This window comes from Flavobacterium limicola, from assembly GCF_003634755.1.
Classification (GTDB): domain Bacteria; phylum Bacteroidota; class Bacteroidia; order Flavobacteriales; family Flavobacteriaceae; genus Flavobacterium; species Flavobacterium limicola.
Window position 1 is genome coordinate 242,768 of record NZ_RBXA01000002.1, and the last position, 17,579, is coordinate 260,346.

Consider the following 17,579-nt stretch of genomic DNA (forward strand, 5'->3'; position numbering starts at 1 on the left):
AAAAATGAAAAAAATATTATCTCTATTGCTTCTTGTTGCTGTTTTCAGTTCTTGTAACGAATACCAGAAAGCATTAAAAACCGAAGATGTCGCTGTCAAATTTGAAATGGCCACTAAATTATATGATGCTGGTAAATATACCAAAGCAATTCGTATTTTAGAACAAATTGCTCCTGCTTATAGAGGAAAACCTCAAGCGGAAAAATTATTTTATATGTTTGCTCAATCCTATTACAAAACAAAACAATATTATTTAGCAGGATATCAATTTGAAAGTTTTGTTTCGGGTTATCCAAAAAGTGAAAAACTGCAAGAAGCTGCATATCTTGGAGCAAAAAGTTATTCCATGTTGTCGCCAGTTTATAGTTTAGATCAAACGGATACTACAAAAGCATTGGATAAATTACAATCATTTATTGATAATTATCCCAATTCTGAGTATTTGGCAGAAGCGAATGCAACAGTAAAAGTGCTGAGTGAAAAAATTGAGAAAAAAGTATTTGAGAACGCTAAAGGGTATAATACAATTTCAGATTATAAATCGGCTATTGTAGCTTTAGATAATTTTGTTGCTGATTATCCTGGAACGCCTTACAAAGAAGATGCATTGTATTATAAATTAGATTCAGCCTATCAATTGGCCATTAATAGTATTCCTTCAAAAATGGAAGAGCGATTAAATGTAGCTAAAGTTGCACAATCAAATTTGATAAAATTTAATGCTGAAACTAAATACAAAAAAGTAGCAAACGAAATGTTAGCTCGAATAGATAAAGATTTACAAAAATTTACTAAATAAATAAAGTCATGGATTTAAAAAAGACGAATGCTCCAGTAAATACAATAACATACAACAAAAATGTTATTGAAGAACCTACTGGTAATGTGTATGAAGCGATAACCATTATGGCTAAAAGAGCAAACCAAATCAATTCTGAAATTAAAAAAGAATTGACTGAGAAATTGGAAGAATTTGCTACATATAATGACAGTCTTGAAGAAGTTTTTGAAAACAAAGAACAAATTGAGGTTTCAAAATTTTACGAAAAACTACCTAAGCCACACGCTTTAGCAGTTCAGGAATGGTTAGATGGTAAAATTTACCACAGAGATTCAAATAAATAATAGTTACTATGTCAGTTTTAAGCGGTAAGAAAATTCTACTTGGAATTTCTGGTGGAATTGCAGCCTATAAAACAGCATCATTAGTACGACTTTTCATAAAAGCAGGTGCACATGTCCAAGTGATAATGACACCTGCTTCTAAGGATTTTGTAACTCCTCTTACGTTATCTACGTTGTCCAAAAATCCTGTACATTCCAGTTTTTATAATCAAGACGACGAGAATGAAAAATGGAACAATCATGTTGAATTAGCACTTTGGGCTGATTTGATGGTTATTGCTCCTGCTACAGCCAATACATTGTCTAAAATGACAAATGGTATTTGTGATAATCTTTTGATCGCAGCTTATTTGTCTGCAAAATGTCCGGTATATTTTGCTCCTGCGATGGATTTGGACATGTATAAGCATCCCTCAACTATAGCTAATTTTTATTCTCTGACTCAATTTGGCAATGTCATAATTCCTGCTGAAAGCGGTGAATTGGCAAGCGGATTATCCGGTGAAGGAAGAATGGCAGAACCTGAAAACATTGTAGCTTTTATTGAAGGAGATTTAAATAGCAAGTTACCTCTTAAAGGAAAAAAAATATTAATTACTGCCGGTCCCACATACGAAGCAATAGATCCTGTACGTTTTATAGGCAATCATTCTTCAGGTAAAATGGGTTTTGATATCGCTTTAAGCGCTGCGAATTTAGGTGCTTCGGTGATTTTGGTTTCTGGGCCTACAAATTGTAAAGTTTCAAATCCACTAATTAATGTTATCTCAGTAGTTTCAGCTGAACAAATGTATGTGGCTTGTCATCAGTTTTATTCCGACGTGGATGTTGCTATTGCAGCTGCAGCCGTTGCAGATTACAAACCTAAAAACGTTGCCCAACAAAAAATAAAAAAAGCCGCTGATAATTTCACAATAGAACTCGAAAAAACGAAAGATATTTTAGCTTCTTTAGGCGAACAAAAGAAAAATCAGTTTTTGATAGGTTTTGCGTTAGAAACAGAAAATGAAATTGAAAATGCAAAACTAAAAATTCAGAAAAAAAACTTAGATTTGATAGTTTTAAATTCGCTACAAGATCAAGGAGCGGGCTTTGGAAAGCCAACCAATAAGGTTACTTTTATCGATAAGTTTTTCAATATTGAACCTATGCAATTAAAATCGAAAGAAGCAGTAGCAGACGATATCCTTAACAAAATAGTAGTTTACTTTGATAAAAGAATATAGTATTTTGTAATTTCACCTCACATATAGTTGCGATTTAGATAAAACCAAAATAATAAAAATCTACAGATGAATAAAATATTTACTTTTTTGCTGCTTTTTATTTTTGGATTTGCTCAAGCACAACAACTAAATTGTACAGTAACGGTTGATTCACAACGATTGAGTGTCACAAATCAACAAATTTTTAAAACTTTAGAAACTTCTATAAGTGAGTTTGTAAATAAAACCGATTGGACAGGTCAGACACTTAAGCAAAACGAAAAAATTAATTGTTCGATGTATATCACTATTTCTGGTAATAGTTCGGATCAATTTACAGCCACAATTCAAGTACAGTCTTCCAGACCTATTTTTAATTCCTCTTATTCATCTCCCGTATTAAATTATAATGATAAAGACTTTAATTTTAGATATACAGAGTTTGAAAATCTAATATTTAATCCAACTTCCTTTGATTCTAATTTAGTTTCTGTACTTGCATTTTACACGTATGTAATTTTAGGAATGGATGCAGACACATTTGTTACTGAATCTGGTACCCCAAGTTTTGAAATAGCCCAAAATATTTCGAATGTAGCGCAACAAGGTGGATCAAAAGGATGGAGCCAAGCTGATGGGAACCAAACTAGGTATTTTTTGATAAATGATATTTTATCGCCTCCATTCAAGCAAATCAGACAAACCATGTTTGATTACCATACTGGTTTAGATCTAATGAGTCAGGATTTAAAAGTTTCTAAAGAAAAAATAAAAGGATCATTAATGGACTTAGCTAAACTAAATGCTTCAAGACCCAATGCTTTTTTAACCCGTGTCTTTTTCGATGCTAAATCAGATGAAATCGTTTCTGTATTCTCTGGTGGACCTAGTATTACAATTTCAGATTTAGTCGATAATCTGAATAAAATATCTCCTTTAAATTCAAGTAAATGGGCGTTGATAAAATATTAATTGTTTTCCAATTTTTAGTTTAATTCCAGCTCATCATCACAAAAAATAAATAAAAATGATAACGTCACTTTCGATAAAAAACTATGCTTTAATAGAAAAATTGACTATCGATTTTTCAAAAGGTTTCTCAACAATTACAGGTGAAACCGGTGCTGGTAAATCAATAATTTTAGGAGCATTAGGACTGGTTTTAGGAAAAAGAGCTGACTTGACTTCTTTAAAAAACAAAGATGAAAAGTGTATCATTGAAGCTCATTTTGAAATTTCTAAGTATAATTTGCTTCCTTTTTTTGAGGAAAATGATTTAGATTATGAAAATGATACTATAATCAGACGTGAAATTCTTCCTTCAGGAAAATCAAGAGCTTTTATAAATGACAGTCCTGTAAATCTTCAGGAATTGCAGGAACTTAGCTTATTCTTGATTGATATTCATTCGCAACAGCAAACCCAAGAACTTTCAGATGAAAATGTACAGTTTGAAATCATTGACGCAATTGCCAATAATAAAGAAACAATTCTGGAATATCAATCGGTTTTAAAAATCTACAAATCAGATAAATCCAAATTAAATTCTTTGCTGAAACGACAAAGTGAATCTAAGAAAGAGCAGGAATACAACACTTTTTTATTGGATGAATTAGTCGCAGCACAATTAAAATCTGGTGAGCAAGAAACTCTTGAGGCTGATTTTGAAAAATTAAATAATGTTGAGATTATAAAAGAATCGATTGATAAATCTTTGGCAATAGCCAATGAAGAACAAATTGGAGTTTTACATAATTTAAATGAAATTAAGGTTTCATTACAAAAAATCGCCTCTTTTTCGACGGAATATCATTCTTTGTTAGAAAGGATTACAAGCTTGACAATTGAGTTTGATGATATTTCGGATGAAATGAATCGCTGTTCCGAAAAACTGATTAATGATCCGGAACAATTGGATTTAATCAGTCAAAAGCTTCAGGTTATTTTTACTTTGCAAAAGAAACATCAGGTTTTATCTGTTGATGAACTATTGGAAATTCAAGCTAATCTAGAAAATTCAGTTTTAGAATTAGGTAACACGGAAGAAGAAATTGCGGCTCTGACAATTTCTATTGGACAAAAAACAGTTGAATTAGATGCTTTTTCGACTACAATTCATAACAATAGGTTGGATTCGATTCCGGTTTTATCTCAAAAATTGATTACCATTCTAGAAACTTTAGGAATGCCAAATGTTCGCTTCAATATTGATATAAATACTACTGAAACCTATTTCCAAAATGGAAAAGATGAACTGCAGTTTTTATTTTCTGCCAATAAAGGAACTGATTTTGGTTTACTAAAAAAAGTGGCTTCTGGCGGAGAAATGTCAAGGATTATGCTTGCTGTTAAGGCGATATTGGCACAATATTCAAAATTGCCAACCTTAATTTTTGATGAAATTGATACTGGTGTTTCTGGAGAAATCGCCATCAGAATGGGTGAAATCATGAAAGAAATGAGTCAGGAAATGCAAATTTTTGCCATTACTCATTTACCTCAAATTGCAGCTAAAGGAAATGCACATTTCAAAGTATTTAAATCGACTGTTGGGGACGATACACAATCTGAATTGAAGTTATTAAGTATTGAAGAGAGAGTTGTCGAAATCGCGCAAATGTTATCTGGAACAATTGTTTCGGACTCGGCCTTAAATCACGCTAAAGCCTTGCTGAACTAATTTTTTACTTTATATTTGTTTACTTTTGAAAACAAGATTTTTGCATCAACAATAAGACGATTACACGAATAAATAAAAAAACGAATAACCAAGAGTATGATTATAGAACCTAGAATGAGAGGATTTATTTGTACGACATCTCACCCAAAAGGATGCGAACAAAATGTTAAAAATCAAATAGAATACATAAAATCAAAAGGACCTATAAACGGGGCTAAAAAAGTATTAGTAATTGGAGCTTCAACTGGATTTGGTTTGGCTTCCAGAATTACAAGTGCTTTTGGTTCTGATGCTGCTACAATTGGTGTGTTTTTTGAAAAACCGCCAACAGAAGGAAAAACAGCTTCACCAGGTTGGTATAATTCTGCTGCTTTCGAAACGGAAGCGCATAAAGCAGGTTTATATGCAAAAAGTATCAATGGAGATGCGTTTTCGAATGAAGTAAAACAACAAACATTAGATCTTATAAAAGCTGATTTAGGGCAAGTAGACTTAGTAATCTATAGTTTGGCTTCTCCTGTTCGTATGCATCCGGTTACCGGTGTTTTACATCGCTCTGTTTTGAAGCCTATCGGAAGTACTTTTACCAATAAAACGGTTGATTTTCATTCTGGTAAAGTATCAGAAATCTCAATTGAGCCTTGTAGTGGTGACGATATTGAAAATACTGTTGCCGTTATGGGCGGTGAAGATTGGGCAATGTGGATTGATGCATTAAAAGCTCAAAATCTATTAGCTCACGGCGCTACAACTGTTGCCTATTCTTATATTGGGCCATCATTGACAGAAGCAGTTTATAGAAAAGGAACTATTGGTCGTGCCAAAGATCATCTTGAAGCAACTGCCTTTGCCATCACTGACAGCCTTGCTGCGATTGACGGAAAAGCATTTGTTTCAGTAAACAAAGCATTAGTAACACAAGCAAGTTCAGCAATTCCAGTTATTCCATTGTATATTTCTTTATTGTATAAAATAATGAAGGAAGAAGGGATTCATGAAGGTTGTATTGAGCAAATTCAACGTTTGTACCAAGAAAGATTATATACTGGAAATGAAGTTCCTGTTGATGAAAAAGGAAGAATCCGTATTGACGATTTAGAAATGCGCCCTGACGTTCAAGAAAAAGTGGCTAAATTGTGGATTGAAGCTGTAACTGAAAATTTATCTGAAATAGGTGATTTAGAAGGGTATAGGAAAGATTTTTACAATCTATTTGGCTTTGACGTAGTGGGAGTAGATTATAAAGCAGATACTAATGAAGTGGTAAACATCGAAAGTATTGGATAATCCTCTATTTTATTAAAAAATATTTATAGAACCATCAATTAATAGTTGATGGTTTTTTTATGGATAAAGATTATATTTGTTAAAATTTTCAACACTTGAAATATAATAATAATACCACATTCTAATTTATGTTATTTTCCTTAATAATCCCAGTTTATAATAGGCCAGACGAAGTTGATGAACTTTTAGAAAGTTTGTCCCATACAACTTACAAAGAAATTTTTGAAATTGTATTAGTAGAAGATGGATCTACTTTAATTTGTAAGGATGTTGCCAGCAAATACGGTGATAGACTTGATATTTCCTATTATTACAAGGAAAATTCTGGGCCGGGTGACTCTAGAAATTATGGAATGAAAAATGCAAGAGGAGATTATTTTATTATTTTCGATTCGGATTGTATTATTCCGGAGGAGTATTTGTCAGAAGTTGATAAGGCTTTAAAACAAAATTATGTGGATTGTTTTGGAGGACCAGATAGAGCTTTAGATAGTTTTTCGGACATACAAAAAGCAATTAATTTTGTGATGACTTCTTTTTTAACCACTGGCGGAATTAGAGGTGGTTCTGAAAAAATTGATAAGTTTCAACCTCGGAGTTTTAATATGGGATTGTCTCGCAAAGCTTTTGAAGCATCCAAAGGTTTTGGAAACATCCATCCGGGTGAAGATCCTGATTTGTCAATTCGTTTGTGGAACTTGGGTTTTGAGACCAAACTTTTTCCAAAAGCATTTGTATATCATAAGCGAAGAATCGATTGGGATAAGTTTTCAACTCAGGTAAATAAATTTGGCAAAGCACGACCGATTTTAAATAGTTGGTATCCAAAATATAATAAACTTACTTTTTTCTTTCCTTCGGTTTTCATTATTGGATTTTTTACTTCAATTGTATTGTTATTGATTTTTAATTTTGATTACCTGCTTCAATTGTATTTCATTTACTTTTTGGTACTGTTTTTGGTGTCATCTTATCAGAATAAAAGTATTAAAATAGGTTATTTGTCACTAATTGCAATTTGGAAACAATTCTATGGATATGGAATGGGTTTTATGTATTCTTATTATAAAGTAATTATTTTGAGACAAAAACCGCAAGAGGCCTTTCCAGAATTATTTTTTAAAGTATAGTATGACAAAAATTATTGGTTTAACCGGTGGTATTGGCAGTGGAAAAACGACTGTAGCAAATTTTTTTAAATCATACGGAATTCCAGTTTATATTGCTGATGATGAAGCCAGAAAAATCATGCAATCAGCAGATATTATGGAAGCTATAAAAGATTTATTTGGTGTTGATGTTTTTGAAAATGAGATATTAAATAGAGAAAAATTGGCAAAAATTGTATTTAATAATCCTGAAAGTTTAGAGAAACTCAATGGTATTGTTCACCCTACTGTAAAAAAACATTTTGAGCAATGGCTTTTACAAAATCTAGAAGCTCCTTATGTTATTTATGAGGCTGCTATATTATTTGAAAGTGGGAGTTATAAAGACTGTGATATAATTATAACTGTGACAGCACCAATAGAATCAAGGATTCAAAGGGTTATCAAGCGAGATAAAACGACACGAGAACTTGTTTTGAAACGAATAAATGCTCAGTGGACCGATGAAAAACGAATTTCAAAAAGCGATTTCGTGATTGAAAATGTCGCTATTGAATCTACAAAGTTAGAAGTTGATCGAATTCTTAAAATTTTAAAGATTAAACAAAAACAAGCTTAGGTGTTAATGTTTGGTTAATCTATTATTTAATATATTGTTAAAATACTAAATTTGTTTAGATGAATAAACTTTTTTTTAGATTACTTGTTTTGTTGATGAGTTTATCCTTGATAGGAATTATTCTTGTTCAGGTATATTGGTTTAATTCTTCATTTAAAAACAATGATGAGCAATTTAAATTTCATGTTAAGCAAGTAATTGGTAATGTGGCCGATAAACTTCAAAAGCAAGAAGCATATAATTTTTATGATAAAATAAATCATTATAAAGATAGTACTGGAAAAGTTCCTAAGAAGGATGATATATTAGAATTTTATTATGTTCAAAAAAATCCTAGAACAAATAAAACTATCATATATTCTAATAGTATAATTTCTGAAGATTACAATATTTCTCCAACGTTCTTTGATAAAAAATTTGATACCGAAAAATTTAAAAGTTTTAGTTCTAAGCGAACTACAGAGGTTTATAATGATAATTCCATTGATAAATCAGATGTAAATCAAAGTTTGATTCCAGATGTTAGAATTGAAAAATCAGGAAATTTAGATATTTTAGACAATGCTCTTTTTGAAATTTCAGCTAAAGATGTATTGTCAGCCATGCCACTTGAGGAACGTGTTTCTGTGCCTGTTTTACAGAAACTTATCAAGAAAGAATTAGAAGAGTATGGCATTGAAACTAAGTTTGAATTTGGTATTTATACTAATAATTTAGCTACTAAAATTAAATCAGATGAGTTTAAATATGATAAAGAAGCTACCTATTCTATTCCAGTTTTCATTGATAATGAAGGTAGTAGTAAATACGAATTGTTGGTTACATTTCCACTTAAAAAGAAATTTTTACTATCAGAGTTGGTTAGTATAACCGTACTTTCTATTGTTTTTACGCTTATTATTCTGATTGCCTATTCAAGTGCATTGAATCAGTTGATCAGGCAACGTCAAATTTCTGAAATCAAGAATGATTTCATTAATAATATGACGCATGAGTTTAAAACTCCTATTGCAACGATTAATTTAGCTTTGGATGCTATAAGGAATCCCAAAATAATTGATGATAAAGAGAAAGTTCTGCGATACCTCCAAATGATTAAGGACGAAAATAAGCGTATGCATGCACAAGTTGAAAATGTTTTACGAATTTCTAAATTAGAAAAGAAAGAATTAGATATTACTAAAGAATCTAATAATATTCATGAAATTATTGAAGATGCAATAGATCACGTGAATTTGATTTTAGAAGATAGACAAGGAAAAATAACCTGTCATTTCAATGCTGTAAGAACTACAGTATTAATTAATGATGTTCATTTTACCAATGTGATTGTTAATATTCTGGAGAATGCTATAAAATATTCTCCAAACGTTCCAGAAATTGAGATTTTTACTGAAAATATCAAAGACATGATTATTATCAAAGTAAAAGATAAAGGTTTGGGAATGAGTAAAATTGCTCAAAAAAGAATTTTTGAAAAATTTTACAGAGAACATACCGGAGATATTCATAATGTGAAAGGACACGGTTTAGGATTAGCGTACGTAAAAAGAATTGTTGACGACCATAATGGTCAAGTATATGTTGAAAGTGAAAAGGGAAAAGGGAGTACCTTCATAATAAAATTACCATTAATAAATTAGAATATGGAAAATGTAAATAAAAAAATACTTCTAGTCGAAGATGACCTTAATTTTGGTGCAGTTTTAAAAGATTATTTAATGCTAAATGATTTTGATGTTACTTTGGCCAAAAATGGTATGGAAGGCTTCGAAAAATTCAAAAAAGATACTTATGATTTATGTATTCTTGATGTAATGATGCCTTACAAAGACGGATATACATTAGCTAAAGAAATCAGAGAAAAAAATAATGAAGTGCCAATCATTTTTTTAACAGCAAAATCAATGAAAGAGGATGTGTTGAAAGGATATAAAGCAGGTGCTGACGATTACTTGAACAAGCCTTTTGATTCTGAAGTATTGTTGATGAAAATCAAAGCAATTATTCAAAGAAAATCATCGGATACAAAAGCTGAACAAGTACAATTTGAATTTAATATTGGAAAATTCCATTTGAATTCAAAACTTCGTTTTTTAACATTTAACAATGAAGAACCAATAAAATTATCTCCAAAAGAGAATGAATTATTGAAAATGTTGATTCTTCACGAAAATGATTTGATGCCAAGAGAATTAGCCTTGACAAAAATCTGGAGAGATGACAACTATTTTACTTCCAGAAGTATGGATGTGTACATCGCTAAATTGAGAAAGTATTTAAAACTGGATGAAGATGTAGAAATTTTGAACATCCACGGAGAAGGATTCAGATTAGTGGTTAAGAACAAAGTAGCAGAATAAATAGATTTAAGCCTCAAGAAATTGAGGCTTTTTTTTTTGGAGCAAAATAGTGTGCTTTATTTCCAGTTCAATTGTAATGCAAAACTGGTTTTATCTTCTTTTGTAATACTAAAAACGGTTTCTTTTTCTGAAATACTTTCGTGAATGATGACTTTATCTTTTAATGATAATTCTTTTAAGAAATTCATTTCTAAACTGTTGATTTTTTGATTCAGAATTAATTTTTCATCTACCAAATCCAAACACCATTCTAAATATTTGACATTATTGACATGATTTACAATATCTAAATCCGATAAAAAGACGCTTTTTTCAAAAACAATTTCCTTTTCATTATTGAAATTTATTTTAGAAAAACCTTCAAGAGTAGCTCTTTTTTCCGGATACAATTCAAAATGTTCAAATGGTAACGCTAATCCTTCCGGCCGACGCTTTTTAGTATTAAAAACCGCCCAAAAAGTCTCAGAACCCACAATTTTTTCGCCATTTACGTGCATTTCCAGCGCCCTAACGGAACGGGAATTTTCCAGGGAATTGATCCATGTTTTTACAGTTACAATATCTCCCCATTTTGGCAATTTATTTATTTCGACACGCATTCTGCTCAAAACCCAAGCTTGGTCATATTCCTGCATATCCGAAAAACTGATTCCACCTACTTCTGAATGTGCAGCAGCCGTTAATTGCAGTATATTACATAAGTCAGTATATTTTAAAAAACCGTTTGGTGCGCATTGTGTAAAATTGATTTCCCAATCTTTGCTTAATATGGAAGTGAAATTTGGAGAGATAGGCATATAAATAATTATGAATTATGAATTATGAATTTCTATTTTATAAATATTGATTTTTGGTTTACTTTTTTGAATTGATGTATTCAACAATAGTTTCATACGGAGTTTCAAAATCAAACCATTTGGTGTTTTCATTTCTTTTGAACCAAGTCAGTTGGCGTTTAGAAAACCGTCGGGTGTTTTTCTTTATTTCTTCGATGGCAAATTCCAATGAAATTTCTCTATCAAAATAACTGAATAACTCGCGATAACCCACTGTTTGTAATGCATTCAACTCTTTATTTGGAAATAACGATTTGGCTTCGGCTAGTAAACCTTCGTTCATCATAATGTCAACGCGTTGATTGATTCGGTTGTAAATGACTTTTCTGTCGGCTTCCAGACCAATTAAAATAGGCGTGAAGTTGCGACTGTTTTGCTTTTGATTTAAAAAAGAAGAATATGGTTTTCCGGAACCCAAACAGACTTCTACAAAACGCATCATTCGTTGCGGGTTTTGTAAAGTTTGAGGATTTTCGGCAGCTAAAGTTTTGAAATAATCAGGATCTAAAACTTCGAGTTTTTGCTGTAAATATCCAATTCCCAGTTTTTCATAATTCGTATTTATTTCAGTACGAACTGATGCGTCAATTTCCGGAAATTCATCAAAACCTTTTAAAATGGCATCAACATACAATCCGGAACCGCCAACTAAAATCGCGTAATCATTGGTTAAGAATAATTTGTCAAGTTTTGCTATAGCTTCTTTCTCGAAATCGCCAACGGTATAATTTTCGAAGATGGATTTGTTTTGGATGAAATGATGAGTTGCGGCAACTAATTCTGATTCATTGGGAACCGCTGTTCCAATAGTCATTTCCTTGAAAAACTGTCGGCTATCGCAGGAAAGAATTTCGCAGTTAAAATAATTGGCTAAAACAATGCTTAGGGAAGTTTTTCCGATAGCTGTAGGTCCAACAATAGTGATTAAGTATTTCATATTTTTTTAGCCCAGATGGAAACGGAAACCCCGGAGTTATGGAAGTTAGTTTTTCTTGGTGTAAAAGAGCGACTGGAGGAAGCTCCTTTTATGCCTTAGAAAAACAACTGAAATAATGAGGAGTTGCAGTTTACAGCTGGAATTGCTTCCAATTAATTAATTAATTATAGTTCTGCTCCGCAATGGAAACAGTATTTTGCATTAAATTCATGTCCCTCAGTACCGCATTCATTACAAGGATTGGTTCTCTCGGACCTTGGTTTTTTGCGGTTGCTATTGGCAAATTCAGCTGAAACTATTCCGGTAGGAACGGCAATTATTCCGTAACCCATGATCATTACTACCGAAGCGATGGCTTGTCCCAGTGGTGTTATGGGCGAAATATCCCCGTATCCAACGGTGGTGAGCGTGACGATGGTCCAGTAAATACTGATTGGAATACTAGTGAAACCGCCTTCTTTTCCCTCGACTACATACATTACGGAGCCGATGATGATACTGCTGATAAGCATAAAATAAATGAAAATCAAGATCTTTCCTTTGCTTGCAATCAAGGCTTCTTTTAGGTGTGTGGACTGACTTGAGAACTGCGGATGTTTTAAAATCTTGAATAATCGCAATAATCTCAGGGCTCTGACTACCGTTAATACACTTGTTCCAACAAAAAACAGCGAAAAATACATGGGTATTGTGGCAATCAAATCAATTATCCCATAGAAACTAAATATGTATTTCCAGGGTTTTTTTATGGATATAATTCGAAGCAGATATTCTAAAGTGAAAAATATGGTGATAACCCACTCTAAAATTATAAGTTCAAGATGGTATTTAGCGTCGAAACCTTTTACAGTTTCCAGCATAACAATTATAACGCTGAGTAAAATAACACCTAAAAGTACCAAATCAAATAATCGTCCGGAAGCTGTATTGGTTCCGTAAATTACGATATTCGTTTTTTGTCTGAAAGCGTCAAATTTCGACTTTATTCTTTGCATAATTTTTATTCGATTAACAATCGATTAGAATTTCAAGGTTTTTAGGGTCTTATTTTTTCGGATGTGACCTTGAATAATATTTTTGGTATCACGATTATTTTGCATCGGAATAATGATGTTTCTCAGTATTTCGATGTTGTTGATTTGATAGTTTAAATCATAAAAAGCATACCCTTTGTAAATTCCGTTTTCTATCAAAACTGCTGATCGCTCGCTGATGGTTCTTCCTTTATCAATCAAGACCATGTTTTGATTTTCGAAACTGTTTTTCTCGATAAAACTGAGCACTCTGGCATTGTATTCTTTAGGTGAAACCATACCAATACAAGCGCCGTCGCACTCTTTTATACTATATTGAAAACAATTTGTTTTAGTATGATATAATCCGGTCAGTTTCTGACATAAATTGTAATGGGAAGTGATTCTGAACAGTGCATTTTTGCCTTCCTGCAGCGAAGTAAAAGAGGTAATTTCTTTTTTTCGACCATCTGATTTTTGAAGTTTCAGATTGATGTAACCATTTTTATCTTTTTCAGCATACAAAGCCAATTGAAAAATACTTTTTCGCTGTGCTCTGTTATAGATGGGTTTATTGATTTTTATTTCTTCACTTTCTTTCAATAAAGCAATCAATTCACTTCCGGTTTCATCATACGTTACGGTGAAAACTTCGGCTTGAATCTTTTTACATTTCGTAGAAGTTCCTGTAAAATGCTGATTGATGCGTTTTTTTATGTTTCGGCTTTTACCAATGTAAACCAAATTCCCTTTTTCGTTGTGGATATAATAAACACCAGTTTTGGCAGGTAATTTTGCTACAATATCCAGTAATTTTGGCGCAATTCCTTTTTCGATTTCCAGCTTTATAAAATCTTTTACAATTTCTTTCTCTAAATCTTTTTCTAAAAGTATTTTAAATAATTTGACTGTTGCTAATGCATCTCCACTTGCACGATGTCTGTCTGCCATTGGGATTCCTAGGGCGCGAACTAACTTTCCTAAACTATGGGATGGCTGTTCCGGTAATAATTTTTTTGATAACTCAACCGTACAAAGGGTTTGGGCTTCAAAATCGTATCCTAACCGTCTGAACTCTGTTCGAAGGATTCTGTAATCAAAAGAGGCATTATGAGCAACGACAATACAATCGTTTGTCATTTCGATGATGCGTTTTGCAACTTCAAAAAACTTAGGTGCCGATTGTAACATGGCATTATTAATACCAGTGAGTTTGACCACAAAAGGCTGAATTGGAATTTCCGGATTGACTAAGCTGATGAATTGATCCACGATTTCATGTCCATCAAATTTATAGATGGCGATTTCAGTGATTCCTTCTTCGTTGAATTGTCCTCCAGTGGTTTCTATGTCGAGTATTGCGTACAAATTTTTTGTTTAATGTTTAATGTTTCAATTTAAGAAACATCTAAAATGCTTCGCCAGTCCGCTCTCGCTATGTTAAGAAGCGTTAATCAAAAATTAATTTCGTCCCCCAAAGATACTACTTCCTATTCGAACCATAGTGCTTCCGCATTCAATTGCAAGTTGAAAATCTCCGGACATTCCCATAGATATAGTTTCCAGTTGGCAGTTTTCAGTTTTTGGTTCTTTTGTCTTGTCGAAAATTGTTTTCAAATGCAGGAATTCTTTCTTGATTTGATCTCTATTGTCTGTGAAAGTCGCCATTCCCATTAATCCAACAATTCTAATGTTTTTCATTTCATGAAATTCACTCGAGGATAGGAGTGAAGCAAGTTCTTCCTCATCTAATCCAAATTTAGTTTCCTCTTCCGCAATATAAATTTGTAGTAAGCAATCTATAATTCTATTGTTTTTTAGTGCTTGTTTATTGATTTCCTGTAATAATTTCAAACTATCTACACCATGAATCAAGCTCACAAATGGTGCCATAAATCTGACTTTATTCGTCTGAACGTGACCTATCATGTGCCATTGAATGTCTTTGGGCATTTGTTCCCATTTCTCATCCATTTCTTGGATTTTGTTTTCTCCAAAAATGCGTTGACCAGCTTCATAGGCTTCCATTAAATCTGAAACAGGTTTAGTTTTTGAAACCGCAACTAAGGTTACGTGTTCCGGTAAAGTGGATTTTATTTGGAGTAAATTATTCGCTATTCCCATTTTGATGTTTTGATTTTAATGTGTTAAAGCTCATAAACGACTAATCCGCTTCTAAACTTTGGTTCAATGTACGTACTTTTTGGAGGCATTATTAAATTGGCATCAGCCAAAGCTTTTATTTCTCCTATATTGGATGGAAATAATATAAAACCGATTTCGAATTCTCCTTGGTCAATTTTATTTTTTACTTCTAATACAGATTGTTTTCCTGAAAGATATTCGATTCGTTCATCATTACGTAGATCTTCAATGGCAAGAATAGGTAACAATACTTTTTTGTATAAAATTTGTGCATCTAAGCATTCCAAAACGGTATCGAAAACTTCACTTTCTTTCCTTAAAATCAAGCTATAAAAGGTATTGTCAAGATACATTCCGAATTGATGCTTTTGAGAAGGCTGAAAAGGTTGCTGAAATTTATTTGTAACAATAAAATTATTTTCTAATTCCTTTAAAAAATCTTCTTTGGTAAAACCGTTTAAATCTTTTACCAAGCGATTGAATTCATATATTTTTACGTTGTTTTCAGAAATTAAATAGCTAAGGATATGATTTTTGGCTGTATTTTCTGGATCATCATTTTCTTCGGATAATAATTTCAGTGCTTCCGTGCGATGGTGACCATCAGCAATATAAAGACTATCTGTTTTTTCGAAAATGTTTTGAAGCCAATTTATTTCTAAAGTATCTTCAATTTTCCACAAGTAATGAATTTCTTTTTTGGTAGTTGAAAATTCAAAATCAGCTAATTTTTGGGTACAATTAAAAATCCAATTTTCTATCGTTTTATTATCCGGATACGTCATCAGAACCGGTTCTGTATTGAACTCAGAATATTTCATGTAGTCTTTGAGTAATCGAACACGGAACGCAATAATATCTTCGTGTTTTTTGATAACATTATTACAATAATCAGCTACACTTGTTCCAGCAATAATTCCAGTAAAAGAATGTGTTTTGGTCACAATTTTATGAATATAAATTGCAGGTTTTTTGTCTTTTACAAGAATTATTTCATTTTTGAAATCCTCATATTTTTGATGTACCTGTCGGTATCTTTTTTCGAAAGACACAGTTTCCTGATTGGTGTAAGCAGGTTTTAGAATGTGTAAAAATGATAATGGATTGAAGTCCAATTGTGCCGCCAATTCCGCATTTATATATTCTTCATACGAACGGCACGTAACAAGGCAAACCTTATCACGAGTGGGGCGAACTGCTTTGAAAGGAACTATTTTAGCCATAATTAAGTCAAAAGTCAAAAGTCAAAAGTCAAAAGTCAAAAGCCGAGAATTTAAAGTAACTAACTTCAAACTCACGACTTTTAAACATAGAGACTATATAAATTGTTTAGAAATTTTCTCTGCTTTTTTGCTTTCAGAATAATCGTAGAAACCTTCTCCGGATTTCACGCCCATTTTTCCTGCACGAACCATATTTACAAGTAATGGACAAGGCGCATATTTTGGATTTTTGAAACCGTCGTACATTACATTTAAAATGGCTAAACATACGTCAAGACCAATAAAATCAGCAAGTTGTAAAGGTCCCATTGGGTGTCCCATTCCAAGTTTCATAACCGTATCAATTTCATAAACACCGGCCACTTTGTTGTATAATGTTTCGATAGCTTCGTTAATCATTGGCATCAAAATTCTATTGGCAACAAAACCAGGATAATCGTTTACTTCAACAGGCGTTTTTCCTAATTTCTCGGAAAGATTCATGATGATTTTCGTCACTTCATCCGAAGTGTTGTATCCTCGAATAATTTCTACTAATTTCATAATTGGCACCGGATTCATAAAGTGCATTCCGATAACACGTTCTGGATGCGCCACAACCGCTCCAATTTGAGTAATAGAAATAGAAGAAGTATTGGTTGCTAAAATCGTATTGTGAGAACAAGCTTCATTCAATTGCTTGAAAATGTTTAGTTTTAATTCTACATTTTCTGTGGCAGCTTCTACTACTAAATCTACACCTACAACACCGTCTTTAATATCCGTATAGGTTATGATATTGGTAATCGTTTTACCTTTATCTTCTTGAGTAATGCTTCCTTTTGCAATCATTCGGTCTAAATTTGCAGCGATAGTTGCCATTCCTTTATCCAAAGATTTTTCAGAAACATCTATTAATTTTACGGTGAAACCACTTTGTGCAAAAGTATGGGCGATTCCATTCCCCATTGTTCCTGCTCCGATTACGGCTATTGTCTTCATATTTTTAGTTTAAATTTTAAAAGTTTAAAATCTATAGTTTTCGAGAGCTACTTTAA

At 32.3% G+C, this 17,579-nt stretch carries 17 protein-coding genes; 10 read left to right on the plus strand and 7 right to left on the minus strand.

Annotation, left to right across the window (positions count from 1 at the left end; translation table 11 throughout):
• Window positions 1–4: 4 nt before the first annotated feature.
• The 10 genes from BC952_RS08410 (at window position 5) to BC952_RS08455 (ending at window position 10,388) form a co-directional block, all read left to right on the plus strand.
• On the plus strand, window positions 5–799 hold the full coding sequence (locus BC952_RS08410) for an outer membrane protein assembly factor BamD (RefSeq protein ID WP_091171137.1): 795 nt from the start codon (window positions 5–7) through the stop codon (window positions 797–799).
• Between the two features lie 8 nt (window positions 800–807).
• Window positions 808–1,125: a DNA-directed RNA polymerase subunit omega gene (locus BC952_RS08415; RefSeq protein WP_035671643.1), complete on the plus strand. Its 318-nt coding sequence runs from the start codon at window positions 808–810 to the stop codon at window positions 1,123–1,125.
• A gap of 8 nt (window positions 1,126–1,133) precedes the next feature.
• The gene (coaBC, locus tag BC952_RS08420) at window positions 1,134–2,351 is read left to right on the plus strand and encodes a bifunctional phosphopantothenoylcysteine decarboxylase/phosphopantothenate--cysteine ligase CoaBC (protein ID WP_121365170.1); all 1,218 of its coding nucleotides are present in this window, start codon (window positions 1,134–1,136) and stop codon (window positions 2,349–2,351) included.
• Between the two features lie 66 nt (window positions 2,352–2,417).
• Window positions 2,418–3,302, plus strand: coding sequence for a type IX secretion system protein PorD (gene porD, locus BC952_RS08425; protein WP_121365171.1), 885 nt, complete (start codon window positions 2,418–2,420; stop codon window positions 3,300–3,302).
• 55 nt (window positions 3,303–3,357) lie between these two features.
• Entirely contained in the window at window positions 3,358–5,010 is a 1,653-nt protein-coding gene (gene recN, locus BC952_RS08430) for a DNA repair protein RecN (RefSeq protein WP_121365172.1), read from the plus strand.
• 96 nt (window positions 5,011–5,106) lie between these two features.
• On the plus strand, window positions 5,107–6,297 hold the full coding sequence (gene fabV / locus BC952_RS08435) for an enoyl-ACP reductase FabV (protein ID WP_121365173.1): 1,191 nt from the start codon (window positions 5,107–5,109) through the stop codon (window positions 6,295–6,297).
• 128 nt (window positions 6,298–6,425) lie between these two features.
• Window positions 6,426–7,427 (plus strand): glycosyltransferase family 2 protein, encoded by a 1,002-nt coding sequence (locus BC952_RS08440; protein WP_121365174.1) that lies wholly within the window; start codon window positions 6,426–6,428, stop codon window positions 7,425–7,427.
• A gap of 1 nt (window position 7,428) precedes the next feature.
• On the plus strand, window positions 7,429–8,025 hold the full coding sequence (gene coaE, locus BC952_RS08445; protein WP_121365175.1) for a dephospho-CoA kinase: 597 nt from the start codon (window positions 7,429–7,431) through the stop codon (window positions 8,023–8,025).
• A gap of 59 nt (window positions 8,026–8,084) precedes the next feature.
• Window positions 8,085–9,668, plus strand: coding sequence for a sensor histidine kinase (locus BC952_RS08450; RefSeq protein ID WP_121365176.1), 1,584 nt, complete (start codon window positions 8,085–8,087; stop codon window positions 9,666–9,668).
• 3 nt (window positions 9,669–9,671) lie between these two features.
• Window positions 9,672–10,388 (plus strand): response regulator transcription factor, encoded by a 717-nt coding sequence (locus tag BC952_RS08455; RefSeq protein WP_091170468.1) that lies wholly within the window; start codon window positions 9,672–9,674, stop codon window positions 10,386–10,388.
• A 56-nt stretch (window positions 10,389–10,444) separates the two neighbouring features.
• Here the strand turns inward: BC952_RS08455 and BC952_RS08460 are convergent, their stop codons facing one another.
• The 7 genes from BC952_RS08460 to BC952_RS08490 all read right to left on the minus strand — a co-directional run bounded on the left by BC952_RS08460 (window position 10,445) and on the right by BC952_RS08490 (window position 17,523).
• Window positions 10,445–11,185, minus strand: coding sequence for an acyl-[acyl-carrier-protein] thioesterase (locus BC952_RS08460; RefSeq protein ID WP_121365177.1), 741 nt, complete (start codon window positions 11,183–11,185; stop codon window positions 10,445–10,447).
• A gap of 58 nt (window positions 11,186–11,243) precedes the next feature.
• Window positions 11,244–12,161 carry a tRNA (adenosine(37)-N6)-dimethylallyltransferase MiaA gene (gene miaA / locus BC952_RS08465; protein WP_121365178.1) on the minus strand — a complete coding sequence of 306 codons (918 nt, stop codon included), beginning with the start codon at window positions 12,159–12,161 and terminating at the stop codon, window positions 11,244–11,246.
• Window positions 12,162–12,325: 164 nt separating this feature from the next.
• Window positions 12,326–13,156 (minus strand): ion transporter, encoded by an 831-nt coding sequence (locus BC952_RS08470; protein WP_121365179.1) that lies wholly within the window; start codon window positions 13,154–13,156, stop codon window positions 12,326–12,328.
• 24 nt (window positions 13,157–13,180) lie between these two features.
• A complete protein-coding gene (locus BC952_RS08475; protein WP_121365180.1) occupies window positions 13,181–14,542 on the minus strand; it encodes an exonuclease domain-containing protein in 1,362 nt (453 codons plus the stop codon).
• A gap of 93 nt (window positions 14,543–14,635) precedes the next feature.
• Entirely contained in the window at window positions 14,636–15,298 is a 663-nt protein-coding gene (locus BC952_RS08480) for a YggS family pyridoxal phosphate-dependent enzyme (RefSeq protein ID WP_121365181.1), read from the minus strand.
• 23 nt (window positions 15,299–15,321) lie between these two features.
• The gene (locus tag BC952_RS08485; RefSeq protein WP_121365182.1) at window positions 15,322–16,542 is read right to left on the minus strand and encodes a DUF1015 domain-containing protein; all 1,221 of its coding nucleotides are present in this window, start codon (window positions 16,540–16,542) and stop codon (window positions 15,322–15,324) included.
• 93 nt (window positions 16,543–16,635) lie between these two features.
• Window positions 16,636–17,523, minus strand: coding sequence for a 3-hydroxyacyl-CoA dehydrogenase family protein (locus BC952_RS08490; protein ID WP_121365183.1), 888 nt, complete (start codon window positions 17,521–17,523; stop codon window positions 16,636–16,638).
• Window positions 17,524–17,579 lie beyond the last annotated feature (56 nt).

What these genes read in the sequence shown, in the direction of transcription:
- BC952_RS08410 (WP_091171137.1), top strand. Translation starts at nt 5, where the DNA reads ATGAAAAAAATATTATCTCTATTGCTTCTTGTTGCTGTTTTCAGTTCT.
- BC952_RS08415 (WP_035671643.1), top strand. Translation starts at nt 808, where the DNA reads ATGGATTTAAAAAAGACGAATGCTCCAGTAAATACAATAACATACAAC.
- coaBC (WP_121365170.1), top strand. Translation starts at nt 1,134, where the DNA reads ATGTCAGTTTTAAGCGGTAAGAAAATTCTACTTGGAATTTCTGGTGGA.
- porD (WP_121365171.1), top strand. Translation starts at nt 2,418, where the DNA reads ATGAATAAAATATTTACTTTTTTGCTGCTTTTTATTTTTGGATTTGCT.
- recN (WP_121365172.1), top strand. Translation starts at nt 3,358, where the DNA reads ATGATAACGTCACTTTCGATAAAAAACTATGCTTTAATAGAAAAATTG.
- fabV (WP_121365173.1), top strand. Translation starts at nt 5,107, where the DNA reads ATGATTATAGAACCTAGAATGAGAGGATTTATTTGTACGACATCTCAC.
- BC952_RS08440 (WP_121365174.1), top strand. Translation starts at nt 6,426, where the DNA reads ATGTTATTTTCCTTAATAATCCCAGTTTATAATAGGCCAGACGAAGTT.
- coaE (WP_121365175.1), top strand. Translation starts at nt 7,429, where the DNA reads ATGACAAAAATTATTGGTTTAACCGGTGGTATTGGCAGTGGAAAAACG.
- BC952_RS08450 (WP_121365176.1), top strand. Translation starts at nt 8,085, where the DNA reads ATGAATAAACTTTTTTTTAGATTACTTGTTTTGTTGATGAGTTTATCC.
- BC952_RS08455 (WP_091170468.1), top strand. Translation starts at nt 9,672, where the DNA reads ATGGAAAATGTAAATAAAAAAATACTTCTAGTCGAAGATGACCTTAAT.
- BC952_RS08460 (WP_121365177.1), bottom strand. Translation starts at nt 11,185, where the DNA reads ATGCCTATCTCTCCAAATTTCACTTCCATATTAAGCAAAGATTGGGAA.
- miaA (WP_121365178.1), bottom strand. Translation starts at nt 12,161, where the DNA reads ATGAAATACTTAATCACTATTGTTGGACCTACAGCTATCGGAAAAACT.
- BC952_RS08470 (WP_121365179.1), bottom strand. Translation starts at nt 13,156, where the DNA reads ATGCAAAGAATAAAGTCGAAATTTGACGCTTTCAGACAAAAAACGAAT.
- BC952_RS08480 (WP_121365181.1), bottom strand. Translation starts at nt 15,298, where the DNA reads ATGGGAATAGCGAATAATTTACTCCAAATAAAATCCACTTTACCGGAA.
- BC952_RS08485 (WP_121365182.1), bottom strand. Translation starts at nt 16,542, where the DNA reads ATGGCTAAAATAGTTCCTTTCAAAGCAGTTCGCCCCACTCGTGATAAG.
- BC952_RS08490 (WP_121365183.1), bottom strand. Translation starts at nt 17,523, where the DNA reads ATGAAGACAATAGCCGTAATCGGAGCAGGAACAATGGGGAATGGAATC.